A 25621-nucleotide genomic window follows, 5' to 3' on the forward strand; every position below is an offset into this window, starting at 1 on the left:
ATCGACCGCGACTCAGTTCGACAGTTGTTCTGCGAGGTAGACCGCAATCGGGTCGGCTTCTTCCTCGACGAACCGCGCGACCTCCTCGCCGTCGAGTTCGACGACGACCGTCGGGATGTACTCGATGCCGTACTCCTCGACGCGGGGGCCAATCTTCGACCCGTCGTCGGCCTTCTCGACCGGGTAGTGTTCGATGTGGCTGGAGTCGACGCCAGCGGCGTCCAGCGCCGCGCCGAAGTTGGGCAGTTGGTCCTGGCAGTCGCCGCACCAGTCGCCGCCCCATACTTTGAACGTGTAGTCGTCGGCACCGAGCGTCGCAACGGCGTCTTCGTATCCGTCCGCGTCCCACTCGGGGTTCGGTTGCATCGTCTCTAGCGTCTCCGCCTTGGCCATGCGCGGGTCTAACGAACGCGCGGATTTAACGGGTGCGCTCGCGGCGGGGTTCGCCACGGTCGGTCGGCTCACACCTGTCAGCCGCCGAACAGTGGCCGATTCGTCCGGCTCCGCCAGTCGTTTAGGTACGCGTGGTAAACCGGAGAGCGATGGACGACAGTATCCTCGACGCTATCGGGTCCCCCTTGGTCCGCGTCGACTCGCCCGCCGGGTCGACCATCGCAGCGAAAATCGAGTCCAAGAACCCCGGCGGGTCGGCGAAAGACCGCCCCGCGCTGGCGATGGTCGAGGCGGCGGAAGCGGCAGGTGACATCGAACCCGGCGACGAACTCGTCGAACCGACGTCCGGGAACACAGGCATCGGGCTGGCGGTGGTCGCAGCGGCGAAGGGCTACGACCTCACTATCGTCATGTCCGAGTCGATGTCTCCCGAGCGGCGCGAAATCATGCGCGCCTACGGTGCGACTATCGAACTCGTCGAGGGCAACATCTCTGACGCCAAAGACCGCGCCGACGAACTCGAAGCGGAGGAAGGAATGTACCAACTCCGCCAGTTCGAGAACCCGGCGAACCCGAACGCCCACTACCGAACGACCGCAGAGGAGATTCTCGACCAAATCGACGGCCGTCAAATCGACGCCTTCGTCGCTGGAATCGGCACTGGCGGCACCATCTCGGGGAACGGCCGCCGCCTCAAAGAGGAGTTCCCGTCGATGACCGTCGTCGGCGTCGAACCCGAAGAAAGCGCCGTCCTCTCGGGCCACGAAGTCGGCGACAACGAGTTTCAGGGAATGGGCCCGGGATTCGTCAGTCCCAATCTCGATACGGACCTGCTCGACGACGTCGAGATTGTTGCGGTCGAAGACGCCGAAGCCGAGTGTCGAAGACTCACCCGCGAGGAAGGCATCCTCGTCGGCCAGTCCTCCGGCGCGTCGCTGCTCGCTGCCAAGCGCGTCGCCGAGCGCATCGCGGACCCCACCGCTCCCGAGGATGAGCAACCGCTCGTCGTCACAGTATTCTGGGACTCTGGCGAGCGCTACATGTCGACCGGAATGTTCGACTAACGTCTTCTACAGGCTATTCTCGGTCGACCTGTCGCTATCGGCCGAACTCGTTTTCGCCGACGCGGACGACCACCGTCTCGTCGACATCTCGAAGGTCGTAGGAGGGGACCGACCCGTCGACTCGCGTTACGTACATCGGTTCGACGAGGCGGCCCTCTTCGACGCCGTAGATTGCGAGGTGGTCGCCGGTTTCTTCCGGGGCGACAGCGCTGTCTCGGACGTCGCGGGCGAGGTCGCGGGAGAGCCATTCGTCGTCGGAGATAGACGGTTCGAGGACCAACGCGGCGTCGGCGAAGCGGACGAGATACCAGTTGAGGTCGTTGAGAAGTGAGACGGCCGCGCCGATGCTCACCGTCTCGACACACAGCGAGTTCTCGAACGGTTCGGTGATGTCGTACGTCGAGAGCGCCGCGCGGGCGGTTTCTCGCGACAGCAACTCGTACTGGAGGTGAACGTCTTCGGACCCGACGATACAGACCTGCGTCACGTCGGAGAGGACGGTATGGATGCGGTAAAGCGGTTCCGATACTCTGGCACCGCCGGAAGGTTCCGGCGGTCTAACACCACCAGAAGAAAGACCCCCAGTCTCAGCTCCGCGTCCGGTTGCGCGCCGCCTCGGCGGCGAGGTCGAAGAGGCCGTCAGGCTCTGCCTGTTCGACGGCGGCCAGCGAGGCGTTCGTCTCGGGGTACGACGGCGCGACGCGCTCACAACCAACCGGAAGGGTGGAGTCGTGGAAGGTGCCCAACGCACGCGCCTCGGCGACAATATCCGTCTTGTCGCGGGTCAAAAGCGGTCTGTGGACCGGATAGTCGGTCGCCGCTGCCGTGACCGCGAGGTTCTCGCCGGTCTGACTGGATTTCTGCGCCAGCGACTCCCCGGTCACGATTGAGTGGGCGTCCTCTTCGGCGGCGACTTCGGCCCCGATTGCGAGCATCACCCGCCGCAGCGAGAGCATCCGTGTGTCCTCGATGGTGTCCATTAGTCGCTCGACCACGTCACCGCCGGGGACGATGTGGACGCGCATATCGAAGTTCGGTGCGCGCCGGGCGATGGTTCGGACGGTCTGGACCGCCCGCGCTCGGTGGTCGGCACCGCCGAAGTCGCCAAGGTCCACGTAGACGGGGACGATTTCGCACCCGCGGCGCATCATCTCCCACATCGCCACGGGCGAGTCGATACCGCCGGAGATGAGCGCGACGGCCTTCCCTTGGGTCCCCAGCGGGATACCGCCGGGTCCGTCGAACCGACGAATCGAGACGTATGCGGTGTCCTCTCGGCACTCGATGCGATAGGTGTGGTCCGGGTTGTCGAGGTCGACCGGCGCGTTGGTGGCTTCGACGACGGCGCTCCCCGCGTCACGCTCGATGTCGCGGACGGAAAAGCCGTGATTCTCTTTGGGGCCGATTCGGTCGGCGTCGATGGCGAAACTCGCGCCCTCGGGATGTTCTGCGGCGAGGCCGCGGCACACCGTGACCATCGCGTCGAGGTCCGGTTCGCACGCGAGAGTCGGTCTGGTCCAGACGACGCCGGGAACCTCGGCGCACGCGGCGGCGACTGCTTCCGGGTCGTCGGCGTCGACGACACGGAGCCGAGACCACGTTCGCTCGACGCGGCCCGAGAGGTCTCTGTCGTCGATGACTGCCTGGAGGTTCTCCCGGAGGCGCGCCTCCATCTTCGCTCGGACGCTCGAACTCTTCGTTCCGACCTCGCCGTAGCCGACGAGGACGACGTGCGCCGTCTCGTTCACATGCGTGTTTCTCAGTCACGACGCTTCAGCATCTCGTTCTGCGTCGCACCGGTCGCGCCAGTCTCGCCCGAGCCGATTCGTGTCAATATATAAAATATACTTATATAGTACCACATACCGAAATTTACTGAACCGTACTCAATCGTGGAACCAATATAAATCGCTTAATACGTCTCTTTCCCTGTATTTCCCGTAGATTTGGCCGCTGCGGCCTGCTACCGGTCAGTTAGCACCCACTCGTCGCAGCGGACACCCGGATAGCGAAGAAGCCAGCCAGACGCTGCCGTAGTCAGCGAGATGCCCTGTCGCCACTTACGATGCCATGACCACTGAGTCGCCTGCCGATATCGACCTTTCAGACCCGAAGTACTATCTCAACCGCGAGTTGAGCGAACTCGAGTTCCAGTCGCGCGTCCTCAACGAGGTGCTCGACGACCAGAACCCGCTTCTCGAACGAGTTCGGTTTCTCGCCATCTTCACCAAGAACCTCGACGAGTTCTTCATGAAGCGTATCGGCGGATTGAAACAGCAGTTGGTCGCCGGGGTGACAGAACGCACCGCTGACGGGCGCACACCCCGCGAGCAGTGGGAAGAAGCCATCGACAAGGCCCGCCCGATGTTCGAACGGCAGGCGGCGTGTTATCGCGAGGAAATCCGTCCTGCGCTCGCCGCCGAAGGCATCCACATCTGTGAGTACGACGACCTGACGCCTGACGAACAATCACAGATGCGCGAGTACTTCGAGACGTCTGTCCTGCCGACGTTGACGCCCCTCTCGTTCGACCCCGCGCACCCGTTTCCGTTCATCTCGAACCTCTCGCTCTCGCTTGCGGTGCTCACGAAGAACGGCGACGACCCGACGTTCACCCGCGTGAAGATACCGCAGAACCGCCCGCGACTCGTCGAAGTCGACACCGACCACGACGAAGCGCGGTACGTCCTCCTCGAAGCGGTCATTCGCGCCAACCTCGACTTGCTGTTTCCGAACGTCGAGGTACTCGGCACCGCGGTGTTCAAACTGACGCGCAACGCCGAAGTGCGGCGGAACGAGGAGGTCGCAGAGGACCTCATCGACATGATAGAGGAGGTGCTCGAACAGCGTCGGTTCGCAACCGCCGTCCGCCTCGAAATCGAACAGGACGCACCCGGGTCGGTCAAGCGCCTGCTCGTCGAGCAGTTGGACCTCGACGAGCGGGAGGTCTTTTCGCTTCCCGGCCCACTTGACTACCGCGAGTTCATGGCGCTTACCGACCTCGACCGCCCGGACCTGAAACGCGACCCGTGGACACCGCGGCCGCACCCGCGACTGCACGGTCACAGTCTTGATGATGGCTACAGTCTCGACGAGGTCGGTGTCGACAGCGACGGCGACACCGTCTTCGACGAAATTCGCCGAAAAGACGTCCTGTTGCACCACCCGTATCACTCGTTCGACGACACGGTCCAGCGGTTTCTCGACGCCGCGGCGAACGACCCGAACGTCCTCGCCATCAAGGCTGCAATCTACCGCACCGCGTCGGACTCGAAGGTCATCCAGTCGCTCATCGACGCCGCGGACAACGGCAAGCAGGTGGCCGCCATGGTCGAACTCAAAGCCCGCTTTGACGAGCAGAACAACCTCGAATGGGTCCGCAGACTCGAAGAAGAAGGTATCCACGTCGCCTACGGAACCATCGGGTTGAAGACGCACACGAAGACGGTCCTCGTCGTCCGCGAGGAGGCCGACGGTGTCTGTCTCTACTCGCACGTCGCCACCGGCAACTACCACTCCGAGACCGCGAAGGGCTACGTCGACCTCGGCCTCCTCACCGCCGACCGCGACATCGGACAGGACCTCGTGAAGGTGTTCAACTTCTTTACCGGCCCCGCGCTCGACGAGGAGTTCCGCAAACTCCTCATCGCGCCGGTGACGATGCGCAACGAGTTCACGAAGTGTATCCGACGCGAGGCGGAACACGCCCGCGCGGGCCGCCCCGCCCGCATCGTCGCGAAGATGAACGCCCTCGAAGACCCCGGCATCGTCGAAGAACTCTACCGGGCGTCGATAGCGGGCGTCGATATCGACCTGCTCGTCCGCGACATCTGTCGGCTTCGTCCGGGCATCGAAGGCCTCTCTGAGACCGTGACAGTTCGGAGCGTCGTCGACCGATTCCTCGAACACTCTCGTATCTTCTACTTCGAGAACGCGGGCGACCCGGACTACTACATCGGGTCTGCGGACTGGATGACCCGCAATCTCGACAAGCGCGTCGAGGCGGTCGCCCCCGTCGAAGACCACGACATCCGCGAGCAACTCCGATTCATCCTCGAACTCGGCTTCGCCGACAACCGGAAGGCGTGGGAGATGAACGCAGATGGTTCGTACGACCAACTGACGCCCGGTGACGACCCCGAAATCAATATGCAGTCGATTCTGATGGGACAGGCCCTCGCGGCGGAGAACCGACCTGACCTCCGTATGGGAATGCCAGCGTCGCACCCGAACGTCCCCGAGACGCTCCTCGTCGAATCGAACCCGACGGTGATGTCGTCCCGCGACGAACCGCTGTCGCCGTCCCTCGACACCCACGAAGTAGTGGCCGAAACGAGTTTCACCACCCCGGTCCAGTCGGCGCAGGCCCAAAACGGGTCTGTCGAGGCGGTGGACTCGCTCCACGAAACCACCGCCCCACAGGCAATCCTCGACCGATTCCCCGAGAAATGGTACGTCCCGAAGAGTAACCACTACGAGTACGCGGTTCGGACGCCCGATGGTGGCCGGGAGTACAGAAAAACGGCCGAGGCGGCCGCGAAACTCGTCGCGGAATACTACGGTTCGACAGCCGAGAAATCCGACGGTTCGGACGCAGAATAGCGCCCTTCCAGCGGTTCGCTCGCCGACCCGTGCTTAGAACGTGCTGAGTTCGCCTTCGATAGTGCGGCGAGTGATGTCGGTGACGTTAGCGAGTTCGCGGTCGATGATGGCGACGACGTCGTCTTCGATGTCGGCGATGGTGACACCGTCGTGGGTGACGACCTTCGCGTCGGCGACGTGCGGTTCGTCGATGGGACGACCGATTTGCGAGAGCAGGCGGACCTGCAGGTCGCGGATGCCATCGACTTCGTCGACGACCGTTTCGGCGATGTGGGTCGAAAGCAGGTTGTAAATCTTCCCGATGTGGTTGACGGGGTTCTTGCCGGAGGTCGCTTCCATGCTCATCGGGCGGTTCGGCGTGATGAGACCGTTGGCGCGGTTCCCGCGGCCGACAGAGCCGTCGTCACCCTGTTCGGCCGAGGTGCCGGTCGTGGTCAGGTAGATAGAGCCTTCCTCGTAGTCGTCGGCGGTGTTGACCTCGACGTTGACTTCGCGGTCGGTGTACTCCGTGGCGAGGTCGGTGACGAACTCGCGTACGTCGTCGACGGCGGCGATGTAGTCGTCCATACCGTCGATGTAGGCGTCGACCATGGCGGCCGCGACGGTCACGTCGATAACGTCGCCCTCGCGCTTGCCCATGATTTTGATGTCCTGTCCGAGTTCGGGGTGGTCGTCGCCGTAGCGAGCGCCGTTGAGGGCGCGCTCCGCCTCGCGGACGATTTGCTCGGTTTCGGTGAGGGGGGCGTGACCGACACCGAAACTGGTGTCGTTCGCCATCGGAACTTCCTGTGTCTCCTCGCTGAACACGTCTTGGAGGTCGCCGGAGCCTTCGCCGAGTTTGACATCGACGATAACGTCGCTGCCAACGTCGAGTTCGGGAAGGTTCTCTTTCAGGTACTCGCGGGCAGCGCGGAGGGCAACAGCATCGACGGGGAGTTTCAGCGTCCGACCGTCTTGCTCGTACTCCTTGGTCGCACGGCCGACGATGAGCAGATAGATAGGCTCGATGACTTCACCGCCGCCGAAGGCCGGTGCGGCCGTTCCGGCGACAAGTTGCGTCTCGTCTGTGTTGTAGTGGAGGACTTTGCCGACACGGTCGAGGTAGAGGTTCGACAGTGCGCGAGAGACACTTTCGGCGATACCGTCACAGATAGAGTCCGGGTGTCCGATTCCCTTCCGTTCGACGATTTCGACCTTCTGGTCCTCGACCGCCCGCTTGTCGGCGGGTTCGAGGCGAATGTTTCGGTCGCTCATTGCCGGGAGTACCAAGCGGGCGGTTCTATAACTTGCGGAAACCTTGCCACAACCCTGTATTACTATGGGGAATCGGAACGGCAACGGTTGCCGATACTCCTGTCAGGCCGTTGTATTATCCTCTTGGATGGCTGTCTGTCACTCTTCGGGCGCGCCGAGTAGCATTCCGAGGTAGGAGGTTCGAATCTGGTCGTCAGGGTCGAGTTCGAGTTTCCGAAGCACCTCGAATGCACCGTCACGGGCGTCGTCGAGGTCGGATTCGACTTCGACTTCGACCTCCACGAACTCGCCGAGTCCGGAGACTGCATCGAGGGAGACGGTGTATCCGTCGAGGGCGAACCGTTCTCGTTCTTTCTCGACGGTCGCGGCAGCCTCGAACCCGACTGCGTCGCAGATAGCGTCCATCGTGCCGGCGTCGTCGACGCCCGTCTCGTACTCGCGGCGGGTCTTCGACGACTCGTCGACGAGAGGACCTTTGTAGGTGATGCGGGTCGTTTCGGAGACAACGTCGTCACCCTCGTACCGTTTCTCTCGACGGAGACGCAACGCCTCGTCGGTCTCGGCGAAGTCCCTGTGCGGTGCATCGTAGTATATGTCATTCTGAGTGACACGGTTGACCTGCTCGGCTCCGGTCGCGTTCAGGCGCTCTCTGACCGCCTCGTGGTCGGCGCGAACCTTGACCTCGACTTCGTACATTGACCGATAGGTCGGTGCGCACCCCAAAAACGTCGGTGACTCGCTGGCGCGGTAGTCCCGAACCATCCCGGCGACACCGTCCGAGATTCGGCCGAACCGAAACTGTACGTATTTCAAGTATGTCAATTGTTACCCTTTATCGTGAGGGGGATTGTAATACGAGGAGACGATGAGCCAAGAAACACCGAATCCGGCGGTGGGTGGGGTAGAACAACCAGCAGACGAGACGCTCGACCCGACGATAACGGGGCGCGTTATCCTCGCGGCGATGGGTGGCGGCCTCATCGGGACCGTGTTGATGCTTCCCGTGCTCGTCGGTATTCCGGGACTGCTCGGTCTCTTCATCACGGAGCCGATAACTCGGTTCGCCGGGTTTGCCATCTTCTTCGGGTTCGAACCGACGCTCGCGCTCGGCGTCGTGCTGTTCGGTATCGGCGGCGTCGTCGTCTTACCGCTGACCTTCGTAGTCGTCGGTGCATTCCTGCCGCCGGAGTCCCCCAAATACCTCCGGGGCGTCTCGTTCGCCACGCTGTACTGGCTCGGGTTCGTTCCGGCGTTCTGGCCGCCCGGAGATGCTGCCGTCGTGGCGACGTTCCTCGTGTTCTCGCTGGCCGCACACTGGATATACGGCCTGGCGTTCGGCTACACCCTCGACCGGGTGGCAGGGATCCCCCAGCACGACGTGTAAACACAGTCGCAACTCGCACTGTGACCACAATCGAAACGGGCGCGCGACGCTAGCCGTCCCGAACCAGAATCTTCCTGTTTTTGACACCTGTCGTCAGGTGGCCGCCGTTCGCCGAAACAGTGATTATCATGAACGTTAATTAACATGGGTGGGTGATGTTATCAATGGGCACAACTCTTGTCGGAAGTAGCCCGCTTATCCTCCAGTCGGGGCTCGTACCCCGGGGGACGCGCATCATCGTCTTCGAGAGTATCTTCGAGGTGTTCCTGCTCCTCGGGACGCTCGTCGGGGTGGTGGTTATCGGCTACATGCTGTACAACGCCTACAAGTATCGCTCCGGGTCTGGGAAGGGAGAGGGAGTGGAGGATCGGCCCGTGTTGGGCGAACTCCCGGCTGGTGGTGGAGGCGGGCGAAAGCTCGCTACGTCGTTTTTCATGAGTATGATTATCGTCGTCTCGCTGATTTCGTGGACGTACCTGACGCTTCTGTACGTCGAGGAGGGTCCGTCGGCGGACGACTCGCTGGACGTCGAAGTCGAAGGCTACCAGTTCGGGTGGCGATTTACGTACCCGAACGGCCACACGACCGACGGCGTCCTTCGCGTTCCTGCGGACCAGTCGGTCCGATTACGCGTGACCTCGGCCGACGTGTTCCACAACTTCGGCATCCCGGCTTTACGCGTCAAGACGGACGCGATTCCGGGACAGGAGACCGAGACGTGGTTCGTTGCCAACGAGACTGGAACCTACACCGCTCAGTGCTACGAACTGTGCGGTGCTGGCCACTCGTATATGTCCGCGGAGGTCATCGTGATGCCTCCTGACGAGTACGAGGAGTGGTACGAGAGCACCGGCAACGAGAGTAGCGAAAGCGTGAGCACCGAAAACGAGAGCGCATCCGTGGAGGCACCAGCAACATGAGCGACACGAATCCTGAACGGACAGACGGTGGCACAGAAGTCGGAAGCGAAGTCGTTCCCGGCAGCCACGCGGACGACCACGACCACGGCCACGACTTCCCGGGAACGGGGAGCATCAAGCGGTGGTTCGTCACGACGAATCACAAGGACGTGGGCGTCCTCTACATCGTCACGTCGCTTTTCTTCCTCGTCCTCGGCGGCGTCCTCGCGTGGTTGATGCGCATCCAACTGTGGGCACCGCGTGCACCGGCTGAGACGATTCTTTCCCCGATGGCGTACAATCAGGCCGTCTCAGCACACGGGTTGTTGATGGTGTTTTGGTTCCTCTCGCCGTTCGCGTTCGGCTTTGCGAACTACATCGTCCCGCTCCAACTGGGGGCGAAAGACCTCGCGTTCCCCCGCCTGAACGCACTGAGCTACTGGCTGTACCTCTTTTCCGGCATCCTCTTCGGCGTCTCGTTCTTCCAAGGTGGCACCTTCTCCGGCGGGTGGACGATGTACGCCCCGTTGAACGTTCCAACCTTCACACCGGACGTTGGGGCCTCGACGGCGGTGCTGGCGCTCATCCTGTTCGTCGCCTCCGTCACCGTCTCATCGGTTAACTTCTTGACGACGATGCATCGCATGCGGGCGGAGGGGTTGACGCTCCGGAACATGCCGCTGTTTAGCTGGACGATTCTCCTCACCGTCTGGATGATGCTCTTTGCCTTCGCGGCGCTCCTCGCCGCGCTGATGGTCCTCTCGGCGGACCGACTCCTCGGGACGACCTACTTCGCCATGGAGTCGCCCGCGGGAGCGATACTGTGGACACACCTCTTCTGGTTCTTCGGCCACCCGGAGGTGTACATCGTCTTCTTCCCGGCGCTCGGCGTCATGGCCGAGGTGTTCCAGACGTTCACCGGCCGCCGCATCGTCGGGCGGAAGTGGTTCATCATCGCGATGGTGCTCGTGGCGATTCAGAGCTTCGTCGTCTGGATGCACCACATGTTCCTGACGAGCATCAACCTCCAGGTGAAGACGCTCTTTATGATTACGACCATCGGCATCTCGTTGCCGTTCGACCTGATGGTGTTCGCGCTCATCTACACCATGTTGAAGGGCAAGATACGCTTTACGACGCCCTTCCTCTTCGTCTTCGGGGCGCTCTTGTTGTTCATCATCGGCGGTATCACTGGTGTCTTCCTCGGGGCCGTCGTCCTCGACTACGAGTTCCGCGGCACCTACTGGGTCGTCGCGCACTTCCACTACGTGATGGTCGGCGGCGTAACCGCGCTCGTCGGGGGTCTCTACTACTGGTTCCCGAAGATAACCGGCCGGATGTACGACGAATTCCTCGGGAAGGTCCACTTCGCCGCCTACTTCGTCGGCTTCAACCTGCTGTACTTCCCGCTTTTCATCGCGTGGGAGACGCCGCGCCGCGTCTTCGACTACGCACCCGAACTCGCGCCGTGGCATCAACTCGCCACTATCGGTGGCTTCATCCTCGGGTTGTCGTTCCTCGTCATGTTCTACAACCTGTTCAAGAGCGCCTTCGACGGCGACCCAGTCTCCGACAACCCGTGGGAGTACGCGACGACCGCCGAGTGGGCCGTCTCGTCGCCGCCACCCCTCGAAAACTTCGAGGGCACACCAACGTACCGCGACGGTCATCTCTCGTTCATCCTCGACAGGGATTCGGACGCCGCGGGCGGCGCAACAGCCGCTGACGGCAGCGGGGGAGCGACCGTAGACGGCGGCGTCGCAACCTCACCACACACCGCGGTCACGACGGAGTACGAACCGACAGTGGAGGCGACTGAAGTCGAAGGTCCGAGCCACGCGAGCATCTGGCCGTTCGTTCTCTCTGTCGGTGCGTTCCTCGTCCTGCTCGGCCTTTCACCGCTACAGGACGCCGCGTTCCCCGACGGGATGATGGGGGCCGCATACGCGACGACGACAGTCGCGGGCTTCGGCATCACGCTCGGGTCGCTCATCGCCATGGGCCTCGAACCCTTCCACGGCCCGGTCTTCGACGAGGGCGAGGCGTGGCCGTTCTCCGGCATCGACAACGGCAAGGTGGGGATGTGGATATTCCTCGCCTCCGACGTGGTGCTGTTCGGCGGCTTCCTCGGCGCGTACATCTTCACGCGGTTCGCCTTCGGGTGGACCGCGTGGGAGGTGGTCCCGCCGGACCCGATTCCCGGCCTCGTCAACACGTACATCCTGTTGACGAGCAGTTTCACCGTCGTCCTCGCGTTGGTCGCGGCCGAGAAGAAACACCGGTTGGGCCTCGTCACGAGTCTCGGTGCCACCTTCGTCCTCGGCATCGGCTTCCTCGTCAACAAGGCGCTGGAGTGGCAGCACCTCTTCCACGAGGGACTGTGGCTCTCGACGAACGTCCGAACCTCGACGTTCTTCCTCACGACGGGGTTGCACGCGGCCCACGTCATCGCGGGACTCATCGTCGCACTGTATCTGACCGCACGCGCATGGAGAGGCGCGTACCTCGAAGACAACCGGTCGGTGGAGTACTTCGGCCTCTACTGGCACTTCGTCGACATCGTCTGGTTGTTCCTCTTCCCGCTGTTCTACATCCTGTGAGGTGACAAAGATGGTATCAACAAAACTCTATACGGCGATTTACGTGGTATTGTTCGTCTCGGCGACGGTGCAGGTCCTCGTCGAGTTCGCGGGGTTAGCCTACTGGACCGCCTTCGGCATCATCATCGCTCTCTCGGCGGCGAAGGCGGTGTTGGTCGCAGCCTACTTCCAGCACCTCCGGTTCGAACCGCGCTCGCTGACGTACCTCATCAGCGTCGGTCTCGTGGCAGCGCTCGCACTCACGGTCGCAGCGTCGTACTCACTCCTGTGACCGTGACCGACTCTCCTTCCGACGAGTCTGTGGCTGGCTCTCCCCTCACAGATACCGACGCCCACTCGACTCGCACGGCCGTCGCCTACGCACTCCTCTTTTCGGTGCCAATCGCTGTCGGCGTGACTGTCATGATGACCCGCGTCGTCCCCGGCAGTCTCACGACGCCGCTCGTCGTTGGCCCCGGCCTGTTGCTTGGACTCGCTGTCTTCCTCTTGGTCGTCGTCGCGGCGAGGGGTGGTGAGAACGCGACGAGGTGAGGAACGCCGCCACGTCGCCTGCGCCCCGCGAACGGAATTCGGGCATACCTTCTTGACGACTGGCGTGTTACCACAGTGCATGAGTGAACACTCGGTCGCGCTCGGCGCAGCGTTCGTCAGCGTTGTCTTCGGACTCGCTTTCCTCCTCGTCGCGGAGGCAATCGGCGCGGGCGAACTGGTAATCACGGTGGGCGGCGTGGTCGCGCTCCTCGGCGTGGCTATCCTCACTGCTGTCGTGATGCGTCTCCCGGAACCGGAATCAGAAGGCGAACACGGCCACGAACACGCCTGACCTGCGTTTTTCTTAGAGGCTGAACCCGACCACTGCGAGCAGAAAGAGCACTGCGTAGGCAGCCCCGAGCGCCCCGGCGACCTTCAGGTGGTACTGAAACAGCTCTTCGGACTCGGCTTCGACCGCCACCTCGTACGCCTCTCGCTCCGATTCCGTCCGCTCCTCGTGCGCCGTGCCGACGTGGAGGTCGCAGAGTCGTTCTCGCCGGAACGGTCGGTCGCAGTACGGACACGTCGCGGCCGGTTCTTCACCCTCTGAAACGTCCGTTTCGGGGTCCGTTTTCGGCACGGCGTGTTCCGTGATGCGGGCCAGCTCTCTCGTGCGACTCATCCCGCAACACCTCCGACGGTCGGTTGGGCGACGACCCACAGACTCGACGCCGTGTAGCAAATCGTCACGACGACGAACGGGTACTGGCTCCGGAGGGGTTGCAGTCGCCCCGGAAACACGTCGAACGACCGCGTGTGCGCTATCCAGACCGCCAAGAGGTGCCCGAGGACGACGAACACCAGTTGGAGGCTGCCGACCCACTCCGGAAGGGCCAGTACCGGGATGTTCGCGGGCGGAGACAGCGGGTCGAATGCAACCGTCAGCAGCGCGGGTGCGAGGCCGAGGACGAAGCCGACAAAGTGTGCGAGGTGGTAGCCCGCGGCGATAGGAACCAACGCGGGTGCGAACCACCCGGCGATGAAGTCGCCTGTGACGTACGTCTCGGCTGTCTCCCGGGCAAACGCGGCCGCGCGGTGGTAGACGACGAAGAAGACGAGGAAGCCGACGACGACGCCGAGGAGGTTCACCATCCACGAGGGAACGGGCGTGAGAGTGTCGAGGAAGCCGTCCCACGCGACGGTCGAGACGAGCCCGTCGTAGGTCGTCACCCACAACAGCGCAACGACGAATGCAATGTCGTCGGTGTCCATCGCCGCCTCGACGCGCGCGAGCGCCGCACCGGGGAACGACACCGAGAATCCGTCGTCAGTTCGCTGAATCGGTGCGAGAAGTCCGTAGAGCCGGAACACCCGGGAGACTGGGTCCACGTGTTCGAACCACTCGTCACCGAAGACGAGTACTCCCGCGACAGTCACGACGGAGTAGCCAAGGACGACGATGGCCAACGCCCGCGGATTGGCCGAAAGCGGACTGACGACCTCTATCCAGACGAGGGCGAGCAGACCCACGACGCTCGGCCACGACCCCACGCGCTCCGGGATGGAGCGGCTCCGAGTATCGACGAGCGACCCGAGCACAGCGCCGAGCGTTCGCCACGGGTTCACGAGCGGCCACACGTCGACGACGAGGTACGTCAGCATCGTGAATCCGGCCCACCACCCGACCCAGACGATGAGGACGCCGAGATTCGCAATCGCCGTCGATGGGCCGAAGAGGCCGAGACCGATGACTGTGAACAGTCCCGCGACGCCGACGACGCGGAGGGCTAGCCCGACGAGTTTGACCGGGCGACCGAGAGCGATGCTTCGCCGGGCGAACGCGCCAAGGGTCTCGTCGTCGGTCACGAACGCCGAGACGAGGAAGGAGACGCCGACGACGCCACCACCGGAGACGACGACCAGCCAGAACGGGGCGGGAACTGAGCGGAGCGACCCACCGAGCGACCCGGCGTGGGCCGCTGCTGGCTGTGCTGCGGCGACGAGGCCGACGGCGAGGACTGCGAGTGCGGTCAGGATGCGGCGCAGCCCTCGAACGGTTCGCTGGGAACTCATTGTTTGGTCTTTCCGCGAGCGTTCGGTCGGAATACGAGCACTGCCACTGCGGCGACAAACACGACCGTCGAGAGGTCTACCGAGAGAGTCTGGAGCGCACTTGCGACACCGGTCCCGCCTGCGAGTCCGGCCGAGAGGCCGGTGACAATCGGGAACGTACACCCGACACACGAGACGAGTCCGAGCGTCCCCGAGAGGGCGGCCCGAGCAGTGTCGAGGACGGCCGCGTAGACGAGATACGAGAGTGCGAGGTAGCCGACGACTCGGTAGGGGATGAACGCCACCGAGAGGGCCCCACTGGAGTACCCGAACCGCGGCCCCCATCCCGGTGCCGCGAGCGAGAACTGCCAGCCCGTCGGGTGGCCACCGGCCGCGTGGGTGTGGCCGCCTGCTGCGTGAGCACCGCTCCCGAGTAGCGCCCCGAAGTCAACCGAGACCAATCCGGAGAGGGCTGCGAGCAGGAAGAAGTACGCGACGGCGACGACGCCAGCGACGAGTCGAAGCTGTCGATTTGTCTCCGGAAGCGTCGTCCAGAGGACTGCCGCGACACCGACGTTTATCCAGACGAACGGATAGACCACGTAGCGAACGTCGTCGACGTGAACCGGTGTGACGACGAGGTACGCTGCGACGGCCAGTGACTCGACCCAGAGGAGCACCAGCAGCCACCGGACGAGTGGAATCCGAAGCGGGGCGAAGGAAACGGCGTCCCGTGTGCTCATCTCAGAGGAGGCCGAGGAGTTTCAGCATGATGGTTACGATAAACAACAGACCGAGCACCCACGACCCGATGAGTACGGCCTGCGAGCGTTCGAGGCCCCGACTTCGGGCGGCGTGGTACGTTCCGTGAAAGAGGTACGCGACGACGACGAAGACCGTGGCGGCGACGAGGACCGCGCCCGCGGCGTTGGTCATCTCTTCGGACACGCCAGCCCCACCGACGAACAGGACTGCCACCGCGCCGAAGCCGAGTGCGAGGAGGAGGAACGCGAGCGAGAGCACCGTCGGGTCTTCCGACCACCCCGAGATGGGACTGCTCGTCTCACCGCCGCTCGACCCGCCACCGCCACCGACCGAGGCCATGGGAGTGTAGTGTCGCCACCCCCGTCCGATGTACGCGATGACGAGCGCCAGTAGTACCACCCCGAGGACGAAACCGATGAACAAACCTGTCTGGGCCATGTGAGCACACCTCTATTACTATAAATCGTGATAGTAACATAAACGATTCGACGGATACCGTCTGTCGTGGCCGAGTTTGGGGGGTACTGCCGGGCGAACACCTCGCACCAGCGAAACGTGATTCTTAAGGGTCGCACGAATCACGTAGCGTGTATGAGCGACGAACAGCAGGCGGAGGCCGAGCAGGTCGATGAAGAAGTCGAGTCCGGTATTCAGGACGGCGACTTCGTCCGCCTCGCGTATACGGTTCGCACGGTCGAGGACGGCGACGTTGTCGACACCACGAGTAAGGAAATAGCCGAAGAGGCCGAAATCGACGTTGAAGGGTACGAGTTCGAACCCCGCGTCATCATCGTCGGTGCCGGTCACGTCTTCCCCGCGGTCGACGACGCCCTCATCGGGTCCGAAGTCGGCGACGAGGGCGAAGTCGAGATTCCGGCCGCCGAAGCCTTCGGCGAGTACGACGAAGACGACGTGCGCACGGTCAGCGCTAACAAGATCGACGAGGACGACCGCTACCCCGGTGCGCAGATCACCATCGACGGCGATCAGGGTCGTCTCGAGACCATCATCGGTGGCCGCGCCCGCGTCAACTTCAACCACCCGCTGGCGGGCAAGGACCTCGAATACGAGTACGAGGTTCTCGATGTCGTCGACGACCGCGAGGAGCAGGCCTCCGGTCTCCTCGGCATGTACCTCCAGCAGGCCCCCGAGGTCTGGGTTGAGACGGACGAAGTCGAAGAAGAGCAGGTCGTCGAGTCCGACGACGACGAGGAAGACGAGGACGAAGAACCCGAGACGGAACTCGTCACCGTCGAAAAGGAGACCCTCTACATCGAGGCTACGCCGCAGATGACGATGAACCAGCAGTGGCTGTTCTCCAAGCAGCAGATTGCGCAGGACGTCATGCAGCGTCTCGACCTCGACCGCGTCATCGTTCAGGAGACCATCGAGGGCGGCATGGGCGGCATGGGCGGCCTCGGCGGCATGATGGGCGGCGCTGGCGGCGCTGACATCGAGGAAGCCATCGAGGACGTCGACATCGACGCCGACGAACTCGCTGCCGAACTCGACGCCGACGAAGACGAAGAATAAGCGAGCATTCCCGTCGGTTCTCTCGAATCGGCGGCTTCTTGACACTCGCCTTCCGACCGCCTCGTAGCGATGGCTTCGTCAGACGACACTCCGACGCTCGATTTGCGAGACGCGACCGACCTGTACGTCGCTCTCGTCGCCGGTGTCTGCACCGTGGGACTAACGCTCGCGCTCGAATTCGGCGTCGGCGTCGAAGTCCCGTTCGTCTACCGTCTCGCACCGCTCGTTCCCTACTTTGGCTACGTGTTCACCCGCGGCGCGGGTCTCAGCGCCCGCGCGTGGATGGCGCTTATCGGCGTCGTCACGCTCGGCGCGTTCGGTTTCTTCGCGCTCTAACTCTCGACTGGTTCCTTCTAGCCCGAACCTCGTCGCCTCAGGCGATATCTCGGCTGGTGTCGACCGAAACACGGTCGGCAAGCCGCAGTTTGATGGTTTCGTCGAGTGCCGTTCCACCGCGGAACTTCGGCACGGCGAGTCGATTTTCTATCTCCGACCCGTCTATCTTGGTTTCGAGGTCGAACACGATGTCGGCCATGTGCTCTGTCAGGTCGCGGTTCGAAGGGACTGACTCGCCTTTGAGACCGTGGAGGATCGTCAGTCCCCTGGTGTTGACCATGTGCGTCTGGAGGTCGTTGAGGAACTTCCGGAACCGCGGCGGTTCGGTGCGTTCGAGCATGTCCACCACGTCGATGACGAGGTTCGCACCCTCTGGAAGGTCGCGAACGAGTTTGTTCGCCATGTCGAGCGGTGCATCCCCGCCAACGTCCCGAACGGTGGGGTTGCCGGTTGGAATCGGACAGCGGTCGAGCGCGTCTCTGACGGCGACTTCCGAGCGAAGAGTCGTCAGCCACAGCGTCCCACGCGTGGTCGTGAGTTCGTACAGGAAAAGTTCCGACTGACTGGCTGGGTCTGCCGCGAGCAGAACCACGCTCCCCGCCGGGATGCCACCCCCGAGTTGCCGGTCGAGGATGTCGATGCCCGTTGCCAGCCGGTGCATACCACGTTCTACGACAGTCAGTCATAATAGACCTTCCCCCCGAATGACCCCTGCCAGACGCCGATACGCGGCTTTTACTGTCGGATTTGTAAGGACTGGCGAGGAGCCGTCGGGGACGGTCCCGAGGAGTGGCGCGTCGAGCAAGTCGCCGACTGCGTCCGGTGCAACTCGCGCGCGAGACACCACACCGCCAATCACAGGTGTCCCGAGCGCCCGCGCCATCGCGGCTGTCTTCGCGGCGTCGCGCAGCGCCGGCGTGCACAGTTGCGTGACGATAATGACGCCGTCTGCGACCCGAAGCGGGACTGCAGCGTCCGGTCCCGCTCCCGCCGGACAATCGACGAGTGCGAGTCTGTCGTCCGTTGCGAGCGACTGGAGCCATCGCTCGAAGACTTCGTCGTCCGTCCCACGCGGTGCGGGTGCGACCGAAACGGACGGGTCGCTTGGATGCGACTGCACCGGCGGCACACCGCCGGAGGGACGTTCGACGCCCGCCATCGCGTGGAGGTTCGGCATGTCTCGGTCGGCGTCGACGGCGAGGACCTCACCGTCGAGCGCCCGCGCTAACCCGAGTGTCGTGGTGGTCTTGCCGCTGCCGCCTTTACCGCCCGCGATTGCCAACATAGGCGGGGCTGGTCCCGTCTTGGTATTTGAACCTCTGGCTGCGAAAACGAGTGGCCCGTGACGCGCCTGCCGGTCACAGAGGTTCGTCCGTCAGTCCGATTCGACGCGCTCGTTAGTCGTTACAGCAACCGCCAGCCTCGCCACCGAAGTCGACTGCGAGCGGTTCGGAGATGGCGTCGTTTACTTTCTCCAGTTCGCCCACCATTTCGGCTTGCGCGAGCAGGAACTCCTCCATCACGGGAAGCGAGTGCAGTTCCTCCTGGGCGGCTTTGACCTTCTCGAGGTCTTCCTGTGTCGCCTCGCCCATCTGCCGGGCGACGTTGAACTCCTCGCGGAGTCGCTCGAACTCGGCGATTTTCTCCTGGGCTTCGTCGTCGGCCTCCACCGCCTCCTTTGCCTCCTCGTAGGCTTCGTATTTCGGGTGGTCGGCGATGGCCTCGCCGAGTTTGCGGCCGAGTTCTTCGAGCCGCGTCGTCTGCGTGCTCATGGCCGCGTGTTAGGAATCGAGCGGTTTCAACCTGCCGAACGGGGAATTCGGGCGGGTCGGTTCCGAACTCAGGCGTGTACTTCGACGAACGCCACGGTGTCTGCCAACTCCTCGGGGCCGACGCCATGCGGGACCTCGTACGTCCGGAACGTCACGTCCGCACCTAGTTCTTCGAGCCGATTCGCAGCGCGCTCGGCCCGCGACGCGGGGATGATTTGGTCCATCGACCCGGCACCGACGAAGACGGGTTTGCCAGCGATGCCGCCCGGTTGGTTGGTCGCGTGCGATTCGGCGAGGTAGCCGTGAAGCGCGACGACCCACGCGTAGTCGTCCGGGTCGTCGAGGAGGAGCGAGAGGCTGGTGATTGCACCCTGACTGAAGCCGAGGAGGCCGATTTGGTTGGGGTCGATGTCGTACGCCTCGACAGCGGCCTCGATAGACTCGCGGACGAGGGTTCGCGACCGCTCGAACTGCTCGGCGTGGGGTTGACTCTGGTGGAGACCGCCCGCCGAGAGGTCGAGGTCGTACCACGTGTAGCCGCTCTGCAAACGGTCGGGAGCGCGGAGGCTCACGACGTGCAGGTGTGGTGGGAACTCCTGTGCAATCTGCAGGAGGTCCTGTTCGTTCGACCCGCGGCCGTGGAGGAGGACGACGGCCGGGGCTGGTCCTTCTGTGGGGTCGGACGGCTCGACGTGGACGTGTTCGAGCGGCAAGTCGGACATACCCGCCGCTAGGCAATCACGCGGCATCAATCCCCGAGTGACAGGAAGGTAACCGGGTGACGGAAGTGGACCTCAGTCCCGCAGTCGGACACCGAGAGTCGCTCCGCACCCTTTGCACATCCAGAGGTCGTTCGGTTGTCGTCCCACCATGACGCTGCGTTTCCTGATGGACCGAATCTCCGGGACGGGGTCGCCTCGGACGATGTCGTCCGCACCTTGGATGGGTTCGCCGCAGGACGGGCACTCGGTTAACTTCTCTTCGCCAGCAGAGTCGTGGCCGTGATGTTCGTGTTCGTCGTGTTCGTCGTGGGGCTGATACGCGTGGTAGTCGTGCTGGTCGCTCCCGCTGTGTGTCTCGGTATCGTCGGCCATACCACTCGTACGGGTGCGCCTCGTGAAGGCCCTCGGTGACTGGGCACGGTCGGCGCACAAGAGACGCGGGGGCAGTGATTTGGTCGATTCGCCCGAGGGTCGAACGCAGAGAAATCGACGTGTGTGCGGGTGTGTGTCGCCCAATCGTGGGGAAGCGCCGTCGTTATACATCTCCATCGGTAACGGTTGTCCAATGAGTCAGGACGCCTCCTCGGAGGGAGACCTTCGGAACACCGGGATGTCGCTAAAACACGACCGGGAGTGGGACTACGAACTCGAACGAATCGTCGAAGCCGTCGAAGAACGCGACGCGAAGCGCGTCGGCCTGCAGTTCCCAGAAGGTCTCAAGCGCCGCGGCCCGGCCGTTGCCGACGACCTGCGGGCGCTCTGTGACGACGACGTGACGTTCATGCTCTCGGGACAGCCGTGTTACGGCGCGTGCGACCTCGACACCTATCTCATGCGCCGGACGGACGTGTTCGTCCACTTCGGCCACTCCCCGATGAAGGAGTCGGACAAAATCATCTACGTCCCGCTGTTCTCCAACGTCGACCCATTCCCCATCATGGAAGAGTCGCTCGACAAAATCGAGGGCGACGAGGTCGGACTTGTCACCACGGCGCAGCACATGAACCGCTTCGAGGACATGTGCGATTGGCTCGAAGAGCGCGGCTACACCGTCCAGACCCGCAAGGGCGACGACCGCCTCACCTTCGAAGGACAGGTCCTCGGATGCAACTACGCCTCCGCGGACATCCCGGCGGACAACGTCCTCTACGTCGGCGGCGGCAAGTTCCACCCGCTCGGCCTCGCGATGGAACACCCCGAAAAGAACGTCGTCATCGCCGACCCCGTCAACAACGTCGTCACGCTGGCCGACACGCGCAAGTTCATGAAACAGCGCTACGCGTCGGTCCACAAGGCGATGGACGCCGAGAAGTGGGGCGTCATCTTCTGTACCAAAATCGGGCAGGGTCGCATGGAAATCGCCGAGAAGATTCTCGAAGACAACGACAACGCCTACCTCATCACGATGGACGAGGTGACGCCGGACCGCCTCCGCAACTTCGACATGGACGCGTTCGTCAACACCGGGTGTCCGCGCATCACGACCGACGACGGTCCGCGATTCCACAAGCCGATGCTCACCCCGCAGGAGTACCGCATCGCCGTCGGCGACGAACCCCTCGACTCGCTTTCGTTCGACACCTTCCACGGAACCTGGTAACGCTCCTCCGTCTCACTCGAACTCGCACGACTGGCGTCCGCTCTCGTGTGTCGTTTTTGCGCAGTAACCACCGGTGTGCTGCCGTCACCGCACAAAGATGTTGTTCAGAAAACCTTTGTCGGCTGAGTGTTCACTCCGGGTATGGTCCCCACTCGAAAGTCCGCCTCGCTAGGGCTGACACTACTCGGCGTCCTCGCGCTCGCGGGCGTCGCCTCCGCACAGCAATTCGAATCGACGCCGCAGGTATCTCCGGTACTCCGCGCCAGCGGGTCGTTCCTCTTTGACCTCGTCGTCGGCGGACTCCTCGTCGCCGCGGCCCCGAAGTTCACGCGCGGCGTCGTGGACGAGATTCGTTCGGACCCCGGCGGGTCGTTCATCTGGGGTCTCGGCGTTGGTCTCGGCGGCTTCATCGCGCTTGTCGTCCTCGCCATCACCATCATCGGTCTGCTCGTCGCGATTCCCGGCTTTATTGCCTACCTCATCCTCGCCGTCGCTGGCGGCGCTGTCGCTCGTTCCCATCCTCGGTGGGCTGCTGTTGTTCGTCATCGACACGCTCGGACTGGGCGTCATCGGACGGACCCTCTATCGGTCGTGGGCCTGACGCTCGCCGCGACCGACTCACCATAACATTGACGGCATCTACCGAGAATCGGTGAGACAGATGCCGACGACCCACCTCCCCATCCTCGGACGCGATGTCCAGCGGGTCGTCACCCCGCTCGAAGACGGTGACTTCGACGCCGACCGGGTTCGTCTGGTCCGTGCCGAGTCTGACCCCGAGCAGGGTCGCGACCCGGATGACTGCGCGCCCGGCACACCACAGACCAACGCTCGCGTCGCCCGCACGGCGTCAGAAGCCCTCACCACCGCACTCGATGCATCGGTCGACGAGGTTCGACTCCCGTTTCACTCGTCGTTCGCCGAGTTGTACGCCGCGACCACCGACCTCTTGCGCGAGGCGGTGGCCGACGGCCACGTGGACGTGAATCTCTCGTCCGCTCCGCCGAACGTCGCGGCCGCGTTCTACGCGGCCCGCACCGCGCTCGTCGATTCCGGTGCCGCCGAAGCGGACGCCATCACGCTCTTTCACGTCCCGGTGACTGAATCGCTGGACCTCGAAGTCGTCTCCGACCTCCGGAACGTCGTTACCGATGTGGCGGCGACTCGCGCTGCGCTCGACGAGTTCGAGCGCATCGCGGCCGGACCCGGTGCGACAGCAGTCGTTGAACCGCTTCGTATCGCGCTCGAAGACCTCCGTATCGCACTCGCTGACGCGAGCGGCGATGCCTCGACTGCCCGCCAATTGCGGTCCGCGCGGCCGTCCTCACGACGGGGTGACACCGGTCTGAACGCCGTTCTCGGACGCGCCCGCGAGCAGCTCGCCGACCTCGTCGAGTCCGACCCACAGATTCCGGACCCGGCTGAGACGCGTGACCCGGGTGCCGTTCTCGACGCACTCGACGCGTGGGTCGACGGCGAAGTCGGCCTGCTCTCAGATGTCGAAAAAGACCCCCACGAGTTGGTCGACAGATTCCGCGAGAGTTGTGAGGCCCGGTTCGGGAAGTTCGAAGACGAAGCGACCGTCTCGCTGTTCGAGTCACTGGGGCGATTCGAACGCCACCTCGATGCCTACCTCGACGCGCGTGCCCACCTCGGGGCGGCGTACGAGTCGGTTTCGAAGCGCGCTTCAGACCTCGACGAACGCGCCGACGCGGCGTCGGCCCGACTCGCGGACCTCGACGGGACGGGTGCCGCACGCGGGTCGGATATCTACACCTTCGACCGACATACGCTCGCGCCACTTTCGGACCTCGAAGCCGTCGTCCTCAAGGTACTCTCGACCGGGCCGCCCCGGTCCCGCCCGCGGGCCAGACGCGCGATTGCGGCGGAACTCCGAGAGCGGGCCGAGCACCACGGCATCGTCGCCGGGGCGCGTGACGGCGGCCCGAAGTCGGCGTTCGAGGCATTCTGCGTCGGTGTCGCGCGCAACTCCTCTGAGGGCGAGAGCTTCGAAACGCGACTCGCAAACAACCTTCGTCCCCGTCTCGACGTGGCCATCGAGGCGCTGACCGCGAACGGTTACGTTCACCCGGTGGCGCGGGAAGTCGGCCGCGATGCCGTCGAACCCACCGACGCGGGCCGACTCTGGGCCCAGACGACCGACTGGGAGACGTTCCGCGAGGAAGTCGTCGACGACCTGCTCCGCGATTGCGTCGAGCGCGAACTCGACTGACGCCGCGGACCGTCAGACCTCTTGTTCGATGAACTCGACCGCTTCTTCGGGCGTCGAACAGGGCTGAAACCCACTGATTCCTTCGATGTCGTGTGTTTCGAGACCAGCGATTGGTCTGTCGAACACGTGACCGAAGCCGATTTCCGAGAGCGTGCCACCCGCACCGTCGATGGCGATGACGGCGTCGCCGTTCATCACGACGAGCGGGTTGCGCGCGTGACCGAGTCCGGTCGCGATAGGGACATCAACGTACTCGTTCGCGTCGCCGCGGTGTTCGGTCGGGAGGATGCCGATGGTCTGCCCATCGGCGTCCGACGCGCCCCGGCATACTGCTTCCATGACGCCGCCTAACCCGCCGCAGACGACCGTGTGTCCACGCTGTGCGAGCAGTCGCCCGACTTCCTCGGCCAACTCTTCGGAGCGTTCGGAGATGCTGCTGCCACCGATGACACTCACGCGCACGGGGGAACGCCTCCACTGCATCTCTGACCGGTGTTGTTGCAGTCGCTACCGACGGCGTGGTTGCAGTTGCTACTGCTTGTCATAGGCGTCTGCACCACGCGCGGGTGTATAAACTGGACGGAGGAGAACAAGAGACAGCGGAGATGCGAGAAAGCGGAAAGAAAACCGCAAGCGAAGACAGCAGCTAGATGCGGGGTCGTGAGAGAATCTGTGTCCTACTGCCAGTACTCGTCTCGTCCGAAACTGTCGTCTTCGAGCGGGGAGACCGGTTCCCACGTCCCGCACGCACGCATCGTCTGGGCCATCGACGAGAAATCCGCCGTTCGTTTGTCAGTACCTGACATTGTGAACTAAGTGACGTTGGTAGACGTTAAATATCTTGTCGAGGTAGCACCTTATATTGCAAATACTAGGGGATAGACTATTGTGATATAAAGTTTCACAGTAGGCACTCGCTGTTCTCGTCGGCGGTATCGAGTCGCAGCGGTCGGTAGCGGGATAGAGATGGCAGTCGGTTTTGGGTGTGGAGAACTACGGAAGAGTGTCGAGAACGCAACGCTTAGTCCCCCTGCACGAAGACTGGTGTCTATGACGGAAAGCGACTGGAGTGACTGGCTTCCGCGCGCGGTCGAGTCGGCAGACCCGGAGACGGTCGCAATCTGGTATCTCGGTTGTAACGGCTTCGTGCTCAAGGGAAGCGAGGGGACGACGGTATTTATCGACCCGTACGTCGGCCTCGGCGACCCGCCGCGGACGGTCCGCATGGTGCCGGTTCCGTTCGACCCCGAAGACGTGACCGAGGCCGACGCCGTCCTCGCGACCCACGAACACACCGACCACGTCCACGGCCCGAGTCAAGCCCCGATTCTGGAAAATACCGGCGCGACGTTCGTCGCGCCCGACGACTCGCTTTCGGTCGCCTACGACGACGAAACGTGGTTCGACGACTACGACCTCTCCGAAGACCAGTTCGAGGAGGTTTCCGAGGGTGACACCATCGAAATCGGTGAGTTCACCGTCCACGTCGAACCCGCTTACGACCCCGACGCGACCCACCCGGTGTCGTACGTCTTCGAACACGAGTCGGGCACGTTCTTCCACGGCGGCGACACCAAGCCCGCCGACGAGTTCACCGACATCGGCGAGCGCTACGATATCGACCTCGGCGTCCTCGCGTTCGGCACCGTCGGCAACATCGCCGACAAGGAGACCGGCGAACCCGTGCGGACGAAGTGGTACAACGACGAAAATCAGATTATCGAAGCCGCGAGCGACCTCGACCTCGACCGACTCCTCCCGTCGCACTGGGACATGTGGAAGGGCATGACCTCGGACCCGAAGGTGCTTCACCACCACGCCAAGAGCTTTGCGGCCCCGCGCTCGCTCGAACTCGTCGAAATCGGCGACCGAGTCGACCTCTAACCGCCACGGCTCGACCTCCGAATCGACACACAGCGTCGAAATGGGGGTGTTCTCCCC

The 25621-nt window shown here is 63.4% G+C and carries 29 protein-coding genes and 1 pseudogene; 14 read left to right on the forward strand and 16 right to left on the reverse strand.

Going from position 1 to position 25621, the window contains the following annotated elements; translation table 11 throughout:
- Positions 1-12: 12 nt before the first annotated feature.
- The gene (locus ACH9L7_RS04270) at positions 13-393 is read right to left on the reverse strand and encodes a thioredoxin family protein (RefSeq protein WP_396612497.1); all 381 of its coding nucleotides are present in this window, start codon (positions 391-393) and stop codon (positions 13-15) included.
- A gap of 149 nt (positions 394-542) precedes the next feature.
- Here ACH9L7_RS04270 and ACH9L7_RS04275 point away from each other — a divergent pair, with 149 nt between their 5' ends.
- Entirely contained in the window at positions 543-1457 is a 915-nt protein-coding gene (locus tag ACH9L7_RS04275) for a PLP-dependent cysteine synthase family protein (protein WP_396612498.1), read from the forward strand.
- Positions 1458-1491: 34 nt separating this feature from the next.
- On the opposite strand, the gene ACH9L7_RS04280 is transcribed toward ACH9L7_RS04275, so the two are convergent.
- The gene (locus tag ACH9L7_RS04280; RefSeq protein WP_396612499.1) at positions 1492-1944 is read right to left on the reverse strand and encodes a DUF5804 family protein; all 453 of its coding nucleotides are present in this window, start codon (positions 1942-1944) and stop codon (positions 1492-1494) included.
- 100 nt (positions 1945-2044) lie between these two features.
- On the reverse strand, positions 2045-3205 hold the full coding sequence (thiI, locus tag ACH9L7_RS04285) for a tRNA uracil 4-sulfurtransferase ThiI (RefSeq protein WP_396612500.1): 1161 nt from the start codon (positions 3203-3205) through the stop codon (positions 2045-2047).
- Positions 3206-3527: 322 nt separating this feature from the next.
- Between thiI and ppk1 the strand changes: the two genes are divergently transcribed.
- Positions 3528-6059: a polyphosphate kinase 1 gene (gene ppk1 / locus ACH9L7_RS04290; RefSeq protein WP_396612501.1), complete on the forward strand. Its 2532-nt coding sequence runs from the start codon at positions 3528-3530 to the stop codon at positions 6057-6059.
- A 33-nt stretch (positions 6060-6092) separates the two neighbouring features.
- Here the strand turns inward: ppk1 and ACH9L7_RS04295 are convergent, their stop codons facing one another.
- Positions 6093-7313 (reverse strand): methionine adenosyltransferase, encoded by a 1221-nt coding sequence (locus ACH9L7_RS04295; RefSeq protein ID WP_396612502.1) that lies wholly within the window; start codon positions 7311-7313, stop codon positions 6093-6095.
- Positions 7314-7451: 138 nt separating this feature from the next.
- Positions 7452-8009, reverse strand: coding sequence for a class IV adenylate cyclase (gene cyaB / locus ACH9L7_RS04300; RefSeq protein ID WP_396612503.1), 558 nt, complete (start codon positions 8007-8009; stop codon positions 7452-7454).
- A 169-nt stretch (positions 8010-8178) separates the two neighbouring features.
- On the opposite strand from cyaB, the gene ACH9L7_RS04305 reads away from it, so the two are divergent.
- The 6 genes from ACH9L7_RS04305 (at position 8179) to ACH9L7_RS04330 (ending at position 13019) form a co-directional block, all read left to right on the forward strand.
- The gene (locus ACH9L7_RS04305; protein WP_396612504.1) at positions 8179-8697 is read left to right on the forward strand and encodes a DUF6789 family protein; all 519 of its coding nucleotides are present in this window, start codon (positions 8179-8181) and stop codon (positions 8695-8697) included.
- 164 nt (positions 8698-8861) lie between these two features.
- Positions 8862-9617 carry a cytochrome c oxidase subunit II gene (gene coxB, locus ACH9L7_RS04310; protein WP_396612505.1) on the forward strand — a complete coding sequence of 252 codons (756 nt, stop codon included), beginning with the start codon at positions 8862-8864 and terminating at the stop codon, positions 9615-9617.
- A complete protein-coding gene (locus ACH9L7_RS04315) occupies positions 9614-12196 on the forward strand; it encodes a cbb3-type cytochrome c oxidase subunit I (RefSeq protein WP_396612506.1) in 2583 nt (860 codons plus the stop codon). Before coxB ends, ACH9L7_RS04315 begins: the two co-directional genes overlap by 4 nt.
- A gap of 10 nt (positions 12197-12206) precedes the next feature.
- Positions 12207-12467 (forward strand): cytochrome C oxidase subunit IV family protein, encoded by a 261-nt coding sequence (locus ACH9L7_RS04320; RefSeq protein ID WP_396612507.1) that lies wholly within the window; start codon positions 12207-12209, stop codon positions 12465-12467.
- 29 nt (positions 12468-12496) lie between these two features.
- Positions 12497-12727, forward strand: a complete 231-nt coding sequence (locus tag ACH9L7_RS04325) for a hypothetical protein (RefSeq protein ID WP_396613219.1) — start codon at positions 12497-12499, stop codon at positions 12725-12727.
- Between the two features lie 79 nt (positions 12728-12806).
- Positions 12807-13019, forward strand: a complete 213-nt coding sequence (locus ACH9L7_RS04330; protein WP_396612508.1) for a hypothetical protein — start codon at positions 12807-12809, stop codon at positions 13017-13019.
- A 12-nt stretch (positions 13020-13031) separates the two neighbouring features.
- Here the strand turns inward: ACH9L7_RS04330 and ACH9L7_RS04335 are convergent, their stop codons facing one another.
- Genes ACH9L7_RS04335 through ACH9L7_RS04350 form a run of 4 tightly spaced genes read right to left on the reverse strand, consistent with a single transcriptional unit; the run spans position 13032 to position 15922 of the window.
- Entirely contained in the window at positions 13032-13349 is a 318-nt protein-coding gene (locus ACH9L7_RS04335) for a hypothetical protein (protein WP_396612509.1), read from the reverse strand.
- Positions 13346-14740: a hypothetical protein gene (locus ACH9L7_RS04340; RefSeq protein WP_396612510.1), complete on the reverse strand. Its 1395-nt coding sequence runs from the start codon at positions 14738-14740 to the stop codon at positions 13346-13348. Before ACH9L7_RS04340 ends, ACH9L7_RS04335 begins: the two co-directional genes overlap by 4 nt.
- Positions 14737-15462 carry a hypothetical protein gene (locus ACH9L7_RS04345; RefSeq protein WP_396612511.1) on the reverse strand — a complete coding sequence of 242 codons (726 nt, stop codon included), beginning with the start codon at positions 15460-15462 and terminating at the stop codon, positions 14737-14739. The genes ACH9L7_RS04340 and ACH9L7_RS04345 overlap by 4 nt, the downstream gene beginning before the upstream one ends.
- 1 nt (position 15463) lies before the next feature.
- On the reverse strand, positions 15464-15922 hold the full coding sequence (locus ACH9L7_RS04350) for a hypothetical protein (RefSeq protein ID WP_396612512.1): 459 nt from the start codon (positions 15920-15922) through the stop codon (positions 15464-15466).
- A 153-nt stretch (positions 15923-16075) separates the two neighbouring features.
- Between ACH9L7_RS04350 and ACH9L7_RS04355 the strand changes: the two genes are divergently transcribed.
- Positions 16076-17017, forward strand: a complete 942-nt coding sequence (locus ACH9L7_RS04355) for a peptidylprolyl isomerase (protein ID WP_396612513.1) — start codon at positions 16076-16078, stop codon at positions 17015-17017.
- 69 nt (positions 17018-17086) lie between these two features.
- Positions 17087-17353 (forward strand): hypothetical protein, encoded by a 267-nt coding sequence (locus tag ACH9L7_RS04360; RefSeq protein WP_396612514.1) that lies wholly within the window; start codon positions 17087-17089, stop codon positions 17351-17353.
- A 37-nt stretch (positions 17354-17390) separates the two neighbouring features.
- On the opposite strand, the gene ACH9L7_RS04365 is transcribed toward ACH9L7_RS04360, so the two are convergent.
- The 5 genes from ACH9L7_RS04365 to ACH9L7_RS04385 all read right to left on the reverse strand — a co-directional run bounded on the left by ACH9L7_RS04365 (position 17391) and on the right by ACH9L7_RS04385 (position 20219).
- A complete protein-coding gene (locus ACH9L7_RS04365; RefSeq protein ID WP_396612515.1) occupies positions 17391-18014 on the reverse strand; it encodes an RAD55 family ATPase in 624 nt (207 codons plus the stop codon).
- A 21-nt stretch (positions 18015-18035) separates the two neighbouring features.
- On the reverse strand, positions 18036-18638 hold the full coding sequence (locus tag ACH9L7_RS04370; RefSeq protein ID WP_396612516.1) for a CDP-4-keto-6-deoxy-D-glucose-3-dehydrase: 603 nt from the start codon (positions 18636-18638) through the stop codon (positions 18036-18038).
- A gap of 112 nt (positions 18639-18750) precedes the next feature.
- Positions 18751-19125, reverse strand: coding sequence for a YlbF family regulator (locus tag ACH9L7_RS04375; protein ID WP_396612517.1), 375 nt, complete (start codon positions 19123-19125; stop codon positions 18751-18753).
- Between the two features lie 68 nt (positions 19126-19193).
- Entirely contained in the window at positions 19194-19847 is a 654-nt protein-coding gene (locus ACH9L7_RS04380) for an alpha/beta hydrolase (protein WP_396612518.1), read from the reverse strand.
- 72 nt (positions 19848-19919) lie between these two features.
- Complete coding sequence (locus tag ACH9L7_RS04385) at positions 19920-20219, reverse strand: hypothetical protein (protein ID WP_396612519.1); 300 nt, start codon at positions 20217-20219, stop codon at positions 19920-19922.
- A gap of 193 nt (positions 20220-20412) precedes the next feature.
- Here ACH9L7_RS04385 and dph2 point away from each other — a divergent pair, with 193 nt between their 5' ends.
- The 3 genes and pseudogenes from dph2 to ACH9L7_RS04400 all read left to right on the forward strand — a co-directional run bounded on the left by dph2 (position 20413) and on the right by ACH9L7_RS04400 (position 23680).
- Positions 20413-21447: a diphthamide biosynthesis enzyme Dph2 gene (gene dph2, locus ACH9L7_RS04390; protein WP_396612520.1), complete on the forward strand. Its 1035-nt coding sequence runs from the start codon at positions 20413-20415 to the stop codon at positions 21445-21447.
- Positions 21448-21588: 141 nt separating this feature from the next.
- A pseudogene (locus ACH9L7_RS04395) lies at positions 21589-22048 on the forward strand (hypothetical protein).
- Positions 22049-22108: 60 nt separating this feature from the next.
- Positions 22109-23680, forward strand: coding sequence for a hypothetical protein (locus tag ACH9L7_RS04400; RefSeq protein ID WP_396612521.1), 1572 nt, complete (start codon positions 22109-22111; stop codon positions 23678-23680).
- A gap of 12 nt (positions 23681-23692) precedes the next feature.
- Here the strand turns inward: ACH9L7_RS04400 and ACH9L7_RS04405 are convergent, their stop codons facing one another.
- Entirely contained in the window at positions 23693-24142 is a 450-nt protein-coding gene (locus ACH9L7_RS04405) for a TIGR00725 family protein (protein ID WP_396612522.1), read from the reverse strand.
- A 215-nt stretch (positions 24143-24357) separates the two neighbouring features.
- Complete coding sequence (locus ACH9L7_RS04410; protein WP_396612523.1) at positions 24358-24486, reverse strand: hypothetical protein; 129 nt, start codon at positions 24484-24486, stop codon at positions 24358-24360.
- Positions 24487-24730: 244 nt separating this feature from the next.
- Between ACH9L7_RS04410 and ACH9L7_RS04415 the strand changes: the two genes are divergently transcribed.
- Positions 24731-25564: an MBL fold metallo-hydrolase gene (locus ACH9L7_RS04415; protein WP_396612524.1), complete on the forward strand. Its 834-nt coding sequence runs from the start codon at positions 24731-24733 to the stop codon at positions 25562-25564.
- Positions 25565-25621: the final 57 nt, after the last annotated feature.

It is taken from the genome of Haloferax sp. S1W (assembly GCF_044593955.1).
Lineage (GTDB): Archaea > Halobacteriota > Halobacteria > Halobacteriales > Haloferacaceae > Haloferax.